A 12003-nucleotide genomic window follows, 5' to 3' on the forward strand; every position below is an offset into this window, starting at 1 on the left:
GCTTCCCCACATCATTTGTTTGTTCTTGTGTTCACTGATCTTGCGTCGGCAGCCACGTGCCGCGAATGACACGCGAATGCCCACGGAATTCGGCGATGACGATGTCGCCGGCGGTGACGCGCACGTCATAGATGCCGGAACGGCCGCTGCGGGCGACTTCGCGTGCTCTTGCGACGAGACGATCGCCAAGCCTGCCTGGCTTGATGAAAGTGATCTGCCCCTGCGCCGCGACCACGCGTTCATTGTGCGAGTTGCAGGCGAACGCGAAGGCGGAATCGGCAAGCGTGAAGATGAAGCCACCATGGGCAATGCGCTGGCCGTTGACCATGTCCGGCCGCACCGTCATCGCCAGCGTCGCAAAGCCCGGGCCGATCTCGACGATCTCCATGCCGAGATCTTTCGAGGCGTCGTCCTCCGCCCACATCGCATCGGCGCAGGCGCGGGCGATGTCTTCCGGTGACAGGGCTGCCTTGACATTCACTTGCGTCTCCCACCTGTTCTTTTGCGCGCGATGTTCTGCCGATCGCTCAAGACTGTCAAATAATGCGACGCATTTGCATCATCAGGTTCTGATGCAGCCCCTCAGACATGGTCGTAGTCGACCACGACCCGCTCGGACGAGGGTTTTGCCTGGCAGGTCAGGACGAACCCCGCCTTCAGCTCCCAGGGCTCCAGCGAATAGTTGATGTCCATCGGCGCCTCGCCCTCGACCAGCTTGGCGCGGCAGGTCGAGCACATGCCGCCCTTGCAGGCGAAGGGCAGATCGACGCCGGCGCGCAGCGCGGCATCGAGGATCGCTTCGTCCTCGGCGACCGGAACATCGCGGCGCTTGCCGTCGATGATCAGCGACGCGATGGCCTTCGGCGGCGCATCGGCTGCGACCGCCTTCTTCGGACGCGGCTTGCCGCCGAACTCGGACACGAAACGTTCGACGTGAATGCGATCATCCGCAATGCCGAGATCGCGGCAGGTCGCCTCGATCTCCTCGCTCATGCCAGACGGACCGCAGACGAAGACGTGATCGACGCTTGCGGCCGGGACCAGCGAGCGCAGCAGCACCCTCACCTTCTCGCCGTCGAGCCGGCCATGCAGGATCGGGATATCCTGCTCCTCGCCCGAGATGACGTGGAAGATCGAGAGGCGATCGATGAAGCGGTCCTTGAGTTCCTCGAGCGCCTCCAGGAACATGATGTTGTCGGTCGCCCGGTTGCCGTAGAATAGGAAGAAGCGGCTCTTGGGCTCGCGCGCCAGCACGCCCTTGACGATCGACAGGATTGGCGTGATGCCGGAGCCTGCGGCAAAGCCGACATGGACACGCGCGGTGTCGCCTTGCGGGATCGCACCGAAGCGGCCGGTCGGCGTCATCACGTCGAGCTCGTCGCCGCACTTCAATTCGTCGGCCACCCAATTCGAAAACGCGCCGCCGTCGACCTTCTTCACGGCGATGCGAAGCTCGCCGTCGTCAGGACCCGAGCAGATCGAATAGGAGCGGCGCACCTCCTCGCCTTCGAGCATGGTGCGGAGCGTCAGATACTGGCCGGGCGTGAAGGCATAGTCGCTGGCGAGCTCGCCCGGAATGCCGAAGGTCATCGATACGGCATCCGAAGCCTCGCGGCGGAGGTCGTTGACGGCGAGACGATGAAAACGTGGTGCGGCTGCGGACATGGTCAATGACACTTGAAGTAGTCGAACGGTTCGCGGCACGACTTGCAGCGCCAGAGCGCCTTGCAGGAGGTCGAGCCGAATTCGGACAACAGCTCGGTATTCTCCGAGCCGCATTGCGGGCATGCGACCGCCTGCTCGCCGAACAGCGCGCGGCGCGAACCAGAGGCTTGCGGCGGCGCGATGCCGTAGGCGCGGAGCTTTTGGCGGCCCTCCTCGCTCATCCAGTCGGTGGTCCAGGCAGGCGACAGCACGGTGCGCACTTTTGGGCGATGGAAGCCGGCGCGTTCCAGCGCCAGTTCGATCTCGAGCGCGATCATGTTCATCGCGGGGCAGCCTGAATAGGTCGGGGTGATCGCGACCTCGACGTGATCGCCGCGAAGCGCAACATCACGCAGCACGCCGAGATCGGCAATGGTCAATACCGGAATCTCCGGATCGACCACGCTTGCCGCCGCGTCCCATGCGCGCTGGCGCAGATCGCTCTTGCTGTCGAGCGCCGTCACCATGTCAGCCCCGGGAAGGTGCGCTGCATCGATTGCAGCTCGCTGAGGAGATGGCCGAGATGCTCGCTGTGCCGGCCGGCGCGGCCGCCCTGCTGCATCCAGTTGTTTTGCGGCAGCGTGAGCGTCGCCTCGCTGGCGACATTGGCGAGCGTCGTCAGCCAACGGTCGCGCAACGTTGCGGGATCGATCGCGATGCCCACATCGATCAAGCTTCGCTCGCCGTCGTCGACGGCAAACATCTCGCCGGTGAAGGACCAGAGATGATCGATCGCTCCTTGCGCACGCGCGTGGCTCTCCTCAGTGCCGTCACCGAGCCGGATGATCCACTCCGAGGCATGGCGCAAATGATAGGCGCTTTCCTTCTCGGACTTGGCGGCAATGGCTGCGAGCGTTGCGTCGCGCGAGGTCATCATCGCCCGCCAGTAGAGATCGGCGAAGGCGGAATAGAAGAACTGCCGCACCAGGGTCTGGGCGAAATCGCCGTTCGGCTGCTCGACCAGCAGCAGGTTGCGGTACTGGCGAACATCGCGCAAGTAAGCGAACTTGTCCTCGTCATTGTCCTTGCCTTCAACCTTGGCCGCATAGGTGTAGAGCTCGCGGGCCTGGCCGATGAGGTCAAGCGCGATGTTGGAGAGCGCCATATCCTCTTCCAGCATCGGCGCGTGCCCGCACCATTCCGACAGCCTATGGCCGAGGATCAGCGCATCGTCGGCGCGGCGCAGCGTGTAGAGCACGAGCGGTGTCTCGGAGACCTGGATGTTGGCGACTGGCATCTGTTCAATCCACCTTGCCACTTGTTCCAACCTCATCCTGACGAGGCGCGAAGCGCCGTCTCGAAGGATGGGCCGCGCGCCACGGGCCTTCATGGTTCGCCCGGCGATGCGAAGCATCTTCCGGAGACGCCGCTTCGCGGCTCCTCACCATGAGGGTTGAGAGAGCTACATGTGCCCGACTTCTTCCGGCACCTCGTAAAACGTCGGATGCCGGTAGATCTTGGATTCCGCAGGCTCGAACATCATGCCCTTCTCGGCGGGATCGCTCGCCGTAATGGCAGTGGACGGCACCACCCAAATCGACAGGCCCTCGCCGCGACGGGTGTAGATGTCGCGCGCGGCTTGCAGCGCCATGGTGGCATCGCTCGCATGCAGCGAGCCGACATGCTTGTGCGCGAGCCCGTTGCGGCTGCGAATGAAGACTTCCCACAGCGGTGTGTTCGGCGTGGCCATCGTGATCTCCCTACTCCGCAGCTTGCGCGGTCTGGCGGTGCTGGCGTTTCGCTGCATAGCTAGCTGCCGCCTCGCGCACCCAGGCGCCGTCGTCATGCGCCTTGCGGCGCGCGGCGATGCGGTCGCGGTTGCAGGGGCCGTTGCCGGCGAGCACCTGCTTGAATTCGGTCCAGTCGATCTCGCTGTAGCGCCAGTGTCCGTCGGCATCCTGCGTCATGGCGGGATCGGGAATGGTCAGCCCGAGATATTGGGCCTGCGGCACCGTGGCATCGACGAACTTCTGCCGCAGCTCGTCATTGGAGAAGCGCTTGATCTTCCATCTCGTCGAGGTGTCGCTGTGCTGGCTTGCTGCATCGGGCGGGCCGAACATCATCAGCACCGGCCACCACCAGCGGTTCAATGCGTCCTGCGCCATCGCCTTCTGCTCGTCCGAGCCGCGGCACAGCGTCAGCATGATCTCGTAGCCCTGGCGCTGGTGGAAGGACTCCTCCTTGCAGACGCGGATCATCGCGCGCGCGTAGGGACCATACGAGCAGCGGCACAGCGGGATCTGGTTCATGATCGCAGCGCCGTCGACCAGCCAGCCGATGGTACCAATGTCCGCCCAGGTCAGCGTCGGATAGTTGAAGATCGAGGAGTACTTGGCCTTGCCGGCGAGCATCGCATCGACCAGCTCCTCGCGCGAAGAGCCGAGCGTCTCGGCAGCGGCATAGAGATAGAGCCCGTGGCCGCATTCGTCCTGCACTTTTGCGAGCAACGCCGCCTTACGCCGCAGCGTCGGCGCGCGGGTGATCCAGTTGCCTTCGGGCAGCATGCCGACGATTTCGGAATGGGCGTGCTGGGAGATCTGCCGGGTAAGCGTCTTGCGGTAGGCCGCAGGCATCCAGTCGTTCGGCTCGATGCGCTCCTCGGCATCGATCCGCGCCTGGAATTGCGCAGCCTTGGCGGCATCCTCGAGGCCGCGATCGTCGGCCTCGGCCGTGTTCAGCGCCTGGGTGTACATGCGCATCCTCCCGATTTATTGGGAGGCAATATATAACAAAAATTAGACCATGCAAGATATTTCTGTAACATAAAATCCAATGCATGATCCGGAAAAGTGCGAAGCGGTTTTCCCTCGCGACAAACGCGGAACACGTTTGCGCGGAGATCATGCGCAAACAATAACCTGAAGCGCGATGACGATTTATCCCAATCGCACCGCGCTTTAGGCGCCGAACCTCCGTTCCAGCAGCTTCCGCGCCGCGGGGAGCGTCCCCTTTTCATTGGTTCCGTGGTCATCAAGCCATTGTTCCGACCGGACCAGGAGCGCGCGATAGATCTCGCCGCAGAGCTCGCGAGCCGCCCTGCCCGGCCAGTCCGCCGGCAGCAATTCGCCCGGCAGCAGCGGATCGCGCAGCACCACGCGGCGATAATAGTGGATCAAGAGCATGCGCGCGGTGAAGGCGTCGGCGTCAGAGAGGTCAGTGCCGCGCGCAATCGCGGTGCGCAGCGGCTCGAACATCTTCATGAATTTCAGATAGGCATCGGCCGTACGATCGAGCGGCCAGCTCGCGCTGAGCAGGCGGCGGCCGCTGTCATCCTCGGCCGAGACCTCGAGGCGGATCGCACCGGCAGCCTCGTCAGGCACTGGCACGCCCGATGGCGCGACCCACACGCCCGGCAGCGGACTGCCGAAGCCGGCATTGCGCAGCGCCTCACGCGAGGCGTCGCGGTCCTCGCCGTTGCCGATCAGCAGCAGCTCGAAGCGGCCGGTCCAGTCGGATGGCGGCGGATCGTAGATGTGGCGCGTCGCGGCCTCGAAGGTCTGGCGCCCCTTTTCGGCGAGGCGATAAAAGCTGTTGCGTCCGACCTTTTCGCGCGTGAGCCAGCCGTCGGCGGCAAGCCGCGACATCGCAGTGCGAACGACGCCGCTGTCGATGTCGAGACCTGCAAAGAATTCGAGCAGCGTGCCGAGCCACACCGAGCCGCCGCGCGGCACGATGGCATCGCCGAACACGGTGATGACGATGGAGCCGGTGCGCGACGGCTCGCGCTTGAGCTGGTCGATGATGCGGGAAAGCGGATGCGCCATGCGAGAGGCATAGCGCGATTTGCGCTAATGCCAAAGCCGGGCTCGATCCTTCGAGACGGCGCTTCGCGCCTCCTCAGGATGAGGTCGAACAGCTATCGCGAGGATTCAGGTCTCAAGCCCTCATGGTGAGGAGCGCGGCAGCGCCGCGCGTCTCGAACCATACAGGCCCGCTCAGCGATGCGGATCGGGGTAAACCAGGCTGCGCCAGCCGCCGCGATCGAAGGGCTGCCACTGGCCCTCCTTCTGCGCCAGACGATTAGCCACCGCGTAAACGGCGGCGGGGTGATGTCCCATGCCGCAATGGCTGCTCTCGACCTCGATGCTCTCGGTCTGCGCGCCCGTCTTCTCCATGCAGCCCTGCCAGGCGCAGACGCCGTCGGTGCGGCTGAAGATCGCGGTGGTCGGCACCGGCGGCGGGACGGAGAGCTCGCCGCCGAAGCGCGGATCGACTTCGTCGGCTTTACGACCGCTCGCCCATTCATAGACGCGCCAGGCATTGGTCGAGCGCGGATCGCCGGCAAAGGGGCTGCCTAGCGTGATCACCTGACGCACGCGCTCCGGCATCATCTTGGCGAGCTGGCGCGCGTAGAGACCCCCTAAGCTCCAACCGACCAGGCTGATCTTGCGACCATGGGTATCGTTGAGCCCCTGGACGAGATCGACCATCGCATCCTGCACGCCCAGACGCAGGCCATAGTTGCGGCCCTGGCGCCAGCCGCTGACGGCATAGCCCTTGCCCTTGAGGAACGAGCGCAGCGGCCGCGTCGAGGCGTCCGACGCAACAAGGCCGGGCAACACCAGCACCGGGTGGCCGTCGCCGCGCGGCGCGAGGCTGAGCAGTGGCAGCGCGCCGAGGAAGGCGCCGAGTTCGTGGATAGCCCGCCCCTCCAGAAACATCAGGGTGCGGGACGGCGGGCGCAGCGTCTGGGCAGTAGCGGTCATCAATGTTTCCTCTGAAGGCACCGGCCGCGATGCCGGTCGATGGGCATGAATTCCAAGACGCCGGCTTCTTGATCGTTCCGCAGCGCAACATGAATCAGCTAGGCGGCCGGTTCCCGACATTCAAGCCGGTACAAACGGGAGCGACAATAGGTCCGCGCGTTAATGCTAACGGCCGTGACGCAAAAGTCACAGCAGCCGGAGCAGGAATTCTGCGGAGTAGAGCGCAAGGCCTGCGAGCCCGCCGATCAGCGAGCCGTTGAAGCGGATGTATTGCAGGTCGCGGCCGATGTTGATTTCGATCAGCGAAATCAACTGCGTCATATTCCACGACTTGACCTGGTCGGAGATGAAGGTCGAGACGCCGCTCTTCTGGTCGGCGACGAAGCTGCGCAGCACCGTGACCAGGCCCTTGTTGATCTCGCCGCGCAGCTCAGTGTCGCCGGCGAGCGCCTCTCCCGCCGCGACGAACATGCCGGCGAGATGATGCTGAAGTACCTGGGTCTCGCCGGAGGCGCTACGTTCGATGAAGGCGCGCGTGTTGGCCCACACCGTGCGCGCAAGATCCGCAAGCTCGGGCCGCGCCAAGAGATCCCGCTTCAGACCGTCGATGCGGTCAATATAGGTCTGGTCGGTGCCGAGCCGGTCGACGAAGGTCAGCACCATGCGATCGAACTCGCCGCGAAACGGATGCTTGGGATCGCTGCGCACCTCCTCGAAGAAGGCGCTCGCAGACGCCACGATCTTGTTTACCAGAAACTTGTCGGCGCGATAGAGCCTGAGCAGGGTCGGCAATTCCGCGCGCACCTTCTCGCGGATCATCGCCATTGTCTCCTTCCCCGTCAGCGTGTCGTGCATGACGCGCAGGAGATCGTCGAACAGCCCCTGGTGCCGCCCCTCCGCAACGAAGCCGCGCAGCGTGCCGGCCGCGAGCGGCGCGAGGTCGATGGCCTGCAGTTGCGAAGACATGCGGCGGATGATGAAGGTCATCAGGCCCGAGCTTTCCGTTGCGGAGAAAGCCTCCGGCAACAGCCGCAACGCAAAGCGCGCGAGGTCGTCGCTGCGCTTGCGGTCACGCAGCCAGTCGGCGACGAAGGAGCCGAAGTCGATCTCCTTCAGCTTCGCCTCGACCGGACCCGCCTCGAGGAAATGCACCTGGATGAATTCGCCGAGCTTGTCGGCGATGCGAGCCTGGTTGCTCTGGATGATCGCGGTGTGCGGAATTGGCAGGCCGAGAGGCCGCTTGAACAGCGCGACCACGGCGTACCAGTCGGCAAGGCCACCGATCGTCGCGGCTTCCGCGAAGGCCGCGATGAAGCCGAATACGGGGTGCACGTTGAGCAGCCATTTCGCGACCACGAACAGCGCGAGCGTCGAGGCCAGCACGAACGTCGCCAGCGCCTTGACGCGGCGCAGCTCGGCCGCGCGTTCGGCGTCGCCGGGGGCATCGAAGGAGAAGGTGCCTGCTGGAGTCATGACTACATCACAGTACTCCGTCATTGCGAGCGAAGCGAAGCAATCCAGAATCTTCCCGCGGAAAGACTCGGGATTGCTTCGTCGCTTCGCTCCTCGCAATGACAGTAGTACAAAAAACAAGGCCCGCCGAAGCGGGCCTCAAATTCAGTTTGTCGACGCGAGCGCACACATCAGGCGGTCTTGTTGTAGACCTTCGCGAAATTGTCCTGAGCGGACTTCGCGCCGTTGGCGGCGAGCTTGCCGAGATAGTCGGTGGTCGCCTTGGCGCGCGAGACGAACGCTTCGCCGCGCGAACGGAGCAGGCTGGACTGGATCTCGACGGCTTCGCTGACCGACTTGGCCGAAGCGAGCTTGTCGATGCCGGAGAAGAACGCCTCGGCGTCCTCGTAGATCGCCTGCTGGATGTTGCGGCTGATCTTGCCGGCCTCGGTGACGGACTCAGCAACCGCGTTCTCGATGGCGGCGGTCACCCGCTCGGAGCCAGCGAAAACTTCGGCAGCACGATCCTTGGCGGTGTTGGCAGTCTTCTTGACGAATTCGCGGGCAGCCTCGGGAACTTCCAGGTTCTGGATGTTCTTGAACGCGTCCTTGAAGCCCTCGAAAGCGGTGTTGGTTTCGGTCGTCATGGGGTCTCTCCATCCTCAATTGTCTGAGCTATGGGCTCACCCCGTCCGGATTGGCCCGGGGCACGGCTTATATGACACAGTTAATTGTGCGTCGCAACATTCCTGTTGCACTGCGATATCACGAAATCGTGAACGGCCTTAATGGGAGGCATCATGATGCCTCCTTGGCCATTTCGGGAGCTGATGCAGGGCCTTGCTGCCTGCCTAAGGGCTGGACGGCGCTCTTAGTGCTCGACGGCGCCTGGCAGCCCGTAGGCCTCCATCTGGGCCTGGACCTGCGCGATGTTGTGCCCGAGCACAACGATGTCATGGGTCTTGCCGTCGACGTCCCGGACGTGGTCGCGCAGCAGCGCCTCGGCGTTGAAGCCGAGGCTCTCGAACAGGGCGATCGCCGCCTGCTGGTCAACCGTCATCTGGACCGAGAGCTTTTCGAGGCCGGCACCGAGGGCGAGCGCAAAGGTCTCCTGCGACAACGCCCGCCCGACCCCCTTCCCGCGGACGTCCTGCGACACCACCATCCGGATCTCGCCGACATGGGGCGACCAGGAATGGGGATCGCGCACCAGCGTGCCGCAACCGACGACCTTGCTGTCCTTCACCGCGAGCAGGCTCTGAATCGCGCCGCGCTCGATCTCCTTGACCCAGGCCGACAGCACCTTCGGCTCGCTGATGTTGCGCGGCAGGAACAGGAGATCATGCGTCGGCAGCTCCTTGCCGAAGGTGAGCACGGCGGATTCATCTGCCGGGGACATCAGGCGCATCTCGACGTCTCCAGCATCCGTCTTGACGCGACGCGGATAGGAACGCGCTTCACTCATGTCGATCTCTTCCCCAGCCAGGTATCCAGTTTCGGCCACAGCCGTTTGATCGCGTTGGCGCCGGCGACGAGCGAGACGTGGCCGCCCTTCAGCATCACCTCTTCCTTGTCCTCGGACCCGATCTTCGTGATCAGATGCTTTGCGGCGTCATATGGCACGATGTGATCGTGCTCGGCGACCGCATGCAGGATCGGCACCTTGATGTCTTCGAGCTTTGCCGCGCGTCCCCCCACCGACATGGTGTCATTGAAGAGCTTGTTGTCCCACATCAGGTCCTTGGTGATGGCGCGGAAATATTCGCCGGCGAGCGGCAGCGTGTCGGTCGCCCAGCGGTCGAACATCCGGTAGGATTTGACGAACTCGTCGTTCCAGATGTTCTCCCAGAGCTGGATCTGGCTCACCGTGCGCGAGGCGGGGCGCAGCATCTCGAAGGAGGAGAGAATCATCTCGGGCGGAACGTTGCCGACGCTGTCGACGAGCTGGTCGACGTCGAAATAGCGGCGGTCGGAAAAATTCGAGAACAGCTTCATCTCGCGAAAATCGATCGGCGTGGTGAAGCAGATCAGATTTTTCATCGGCCCATCCCGAAAGATCGAGCCGTAGAGCAGCGACAGCACGCCGCCGAAGCAATAACCGATCACGGAGACGTCCTGCTCGCCGGAATCCTGTTGCACGCGGCGAACGCAATCCGGGATGAAGTCGAGGACATAGTCCTCCATCGCCAGGCTCTTCTCCTCCGGCCGCGGCGCGGTCCAGTCCAGCATGTAGACGTCGTAGCCGCGCTTCAAAAGGAACTCGATAAAACTCTGGCCCGGCACGAGATCGAGGATGTAGCCGCGGTTGGTGGTGGCCATCACGATCAGCACTGGAACGCGGTAGATCTCCTCCGACATCGGGCGGTAGTGATAGAGGCTCATCGTGCCGCGCGAATGCAGCACGTCCTTCGGCGTCGACCCGAGCGTGGGCCCTGAGGTCGAGAAATATTCGACGCCCTTGATGCTGCGCATGATGGCGCGCTGCACCTCGGACTGGATGCGCTCCGGGATCGATGCGAAATCAAGTCCCGTCGGCGCGTTCATTTCGACTCTCCGCTCTCGGGCGGCGGGCGCTTCGTGCGCGGCGGCCGGGGCGCTGCGCCTGCTGGCGACGTGCCTGACGAGGCCGACATCTGGCTGAGCATGGACTTGATCTCGCCTAGCTGGCCCTCGATGGATTGCAGCCGTTCGGCAATGCCGGTCATCTGCTCGCGGCTCGGCAGATTCATCGAGAGAAGATACTTCTCCATGACATCGCCGAACTGCTTCTGAGCACCCGCAGCAACGCCGCCGGCCCGGTTCATGGCCTGCGAGAATTCGGGTGTCTCCATCGCATTGGTAGCAAACGAGTTGAAGCCTTTCTCCATCTCGCCAATCATCTTCTGCCACAAGGCGACCGGATCGTTGATCTTGTCGGTCATCGGCGTCCTCCAGGTCGAGGGCTCTTGCCCTTCTTTTCCCGCCATACCACACCGTTGTGACGGGCCGGTCAACCCACGAGCGGCGGCCTGATGTCGCGCACGCGGCTTCTTTGCGGCGGCAAACCGTGCGATACAACGCTGACTGCCAGCAAGGGGGAACGGGCCCGTGAATGCTTCCGCTCATCAGCCGCCGCAGATCGTCCGCGCCAACGGCATCGACATCTGCTACGAGATTTTCGGCAACGACAACGCCGAGCCTCTGCTGCTGATCATGGGGTTAGGCGCCCAGATGATCCACTGGGACGACGCGTTCTGCGAACAGCTCGCCGCCCGCGGCTTTCGCGTGATCCGCTTCGACAATCGCGACATCGGCAAGTCCAGCCATCTGACCGGCGGCAAGCGGCTGACGCCGTTAGAGCTGTTGAAGCTGCGCTTCCTGAAGATTCCGGTGGCCGCCACCTACAAGCTGATCGACATGGCCAGGGACACGGTCGGACTGATGGATGCGCTCGGAATCAAGTCGACGCATCTCGTCGGCGCCTCGATGGGGGGCATGATCGCGCAGGAAATCACGCTGTCGTTTCCGCAGCGCGTGCGCTCGCTCACCTCGATCATGTCGACGACGGGCAATCCGCGCGTGCCGCCGCCGACGCGCGAGGCGGCTGCCATGCTGATGGCGCCGCCACCGCGCAGCAAGGAGGAATTCATCGTGCGCTATGGCGAGACCTGGAAGGTGCTGCGCGCCGGCCATTTTCCGGAGGAAGAGGCGCTCGATCCCGGCCGCGCCGAACGCGTATTCGCACGCGGGCTGAATCCGGCCGGCGTCGGGCGGCAGTTGCGCGCCGTGCTCGCCTCCGGCAGCCGCAAGGAGCGCTTGCACAGCGTGAAGACGCCGACGCTGGTCATCCACGGCACCGTGGATCCGCTGGTGCGCCCCGAAGGCGGCAAGGACACCGCGGCATCGATACCCAACGCAACACTTCTGATGATCGACGGCATGGGTCACGCACTACCAATGCGCTTCTGGCCGCAAATCATCGACGCCGTCGACAAGCACGCGCATGGGGCGGCGGCAAAGGCGGCCTAGGACCAGCGTGACTGGTCTCCTCGCGGTGACTACGTGAGCTACCGGATACTCTCTTACGGCAGGCTGGCGCGAAAGCTATACAGACGCTCTGCAATTGCAAGGGAACGAGGCTGCGGCCTCTCGCCCATTCCCG

Annotated in this window: 14 protein-coding genes; 1 reads left to right on the forward strand and 13 read right to left on the reverse strand. The window is 63.8% G+C overall.

Features of this window, described 5'->3' with window-relative positions; all coding sequences use genetic code 11:
- Positions 1–31: 31 nt before the first annotated feature.
- From paaI to NLN62_RS00790, 13 genes are all read right to left on the reverse strand, one after another.
- Positions 32–481 (reverse strand): hydroxyphenylacetyl-CoA thioesterase PaaI, encoded by a 450-nt coding sequence (gene paaI / locus NLN62_RS00730; protein ID WP_027525816.1) that lies wholly within the window; start codon positions 479–481, stop codon positions 32–34.
- Between the two features lie 101 nt (positions 482–582).
- The gene (gene paaE, locus NLN62_RS00735) at positions 583–1665 is read right to left on the reverse strand and encodes a 1,2-phenylacetyl-CoA epoxidase subunit PaaE (protein ID WP_254107020.1); all 1083 of its coding nucleotides are present in this window, start codon (positions 1663–1665) and stop codon (positions 583–585) included.
- Positions 1666–1667: 2 nt separating this feature from the next.
- A complete protein-coding gene (paaD, locus tag NLN62_RS00740) occupies positions 1668–2171 on the reverse strand; it encodes a 1,2-phenylacetyl-CoA epoxidase subunit PaaD (protein ID WP_027525814.1) in 504 nt (167 codons plus the stop codon).
- Positions 2165–2941, reverse strand: coding sequence for a 1,2-phenylacetyl-CoA epoxidase subunit PaaC (paaC, locus tag NLN62_RS00745; protein WP_254107021.1), 777 nt, complete (start codon positions 2939–2941; stop codon positions 2165–2167). The genes paaD and paaC overlap by 7 nt, the downstream gene beginning before the upstream one ends.
- Before the next feature lie 165 nt (positions 2942–3106).
- Positions 3107–3394: a 1,2-phenylacetyl-CoA epoxidase subunit PaaB gene (gene paaB / locus NLN62_RS00750; protein ID WP_008136594.1), complete on the reverse strand. Its 288-nt coding sequence runs from the start codon at positions 3392–3394 to the stop codon at positions 3107–3109.
- Between the two features lie 10 nt (positions 3395–3404).
- A complete protein-coding gene (paaA, locus tag NLN62_RS00755; protein ID WP_027525812.1) occupies positions 3405–4397 on the reverse strand; it encodes a 1,2-phenylacetyl-CoA epoxidase subunit PaaA in 993 nt (330 codons plus the stop codon).
- A 204-nt stretch (positions 4398–4601) separates the two neighbouring features.
- Positions 4602–5468, reverse strand: coding sequence for a phenylacetic acid degradation operon negative regulatory protein PaaX (gene paaX, locus NLN62_RS00760; RefSeq protein ID WP_027525811.1), 867 nt, complete (start codon positions 5466–5468; stop codon positions 4602–4604).
- Positions 5469–5639: 171 nt separating this feature from the next.
- A complete protein-coding gene (locus tag NLN62_RS00765; RefSeq protein WP_254107022.1) occupies positions 5640–6410 on the reverse strand; it encodes a triacylglycerol lipase in 771 nt (256 codons plus the stop codon).
- A 186-nt stretch (positions 6411–6596) separates the two neighbouring features.
- Positions 6597–7883 (reverse strand): DUF445 domain-containing protein, encoded by a 1287-nt coding sequence (locus NLN62_RS00770; protein WP_254107023.1) that lies wholly within the window; start codon positions 7881–7883, stop codon positions 6597–6599.
- A 170-nt stretch (positions 7884–8053) separates the two neighbouring features.
- Positions 8054–8509 carry a phasin gene (locus NLN62_RS00775; RefSeq protein ID WP_027525808.1) on the reverse strand — a complete coding sequence of 152 codons (456 nt, stop codon included), beginning with the start codon at positions 8507–8509 and terminating at the stop codon, positions 8054–8056.
- 224 nt (positions 8510–8733) lie between these two features.
- On the reverse strand, positions 8734–9327 hold the full coding sequence (locus NLN62_RS00780; RefSeq protein ID WP_254107024.1) for a GNAT family N-acetyltransferase: 594 nt from the start codon (positions 9325–9327) through the stop codon (positions 8734–8736).
- Positions 9324–10406 (reverse strand): alpha/beta hydrolase, encoded by a 1083-nt coding sequence (locus tag NLN62_RS00785; protein ID WP_254107025.1) that lies wholly within the window; start codon positions 10404–10406, stop codon positions 9324–9326. Before NLN62_RS00785 ends, NLN62_RS00780 begins: the two co-directional genes overlap by 4 nt.
- Positions 10403–10783, reverse strand: a complete 381-nt coding sequence (locus tag NLN62_RS00790) for a hypothetical protein (protein ID WP_027525805.1) — start codon at positions 10781–10783, stop codon at positions 10403–10405. Before NLN62_RS00790 ends, NLN62_RS00785 begins: the two co-directional genes overlap by 4 nt.
- A 166-nt stretch (positions 10784–10949) precedes the next feature.
- Here NLN62_RS00790 and NLN62_RS00795 point away from each other — a divergent pair, with 166 nt between their 5' ends.
- Positions 10950–11870, forward strand: coding sequence for an alpha/beta fold hydrolase (locus tag NLN62_RS00795; protein WP_027525804.1), 921 nt, complete (start codon positions 10950–10952; stop codon positions 11868–11870).
- Positions 11871–12003: the final 133 nt, after the last annotated feature.

This window comes from Bradyrhizobium sp. CCGUVB23 (genome assembly GCF_024199885.1).
GTDB lineage: Bacteria > Pseudomonadota > Alphaproteobacteria > Rhizobiales > Xanthobacteraceae > Bradyrhizobium.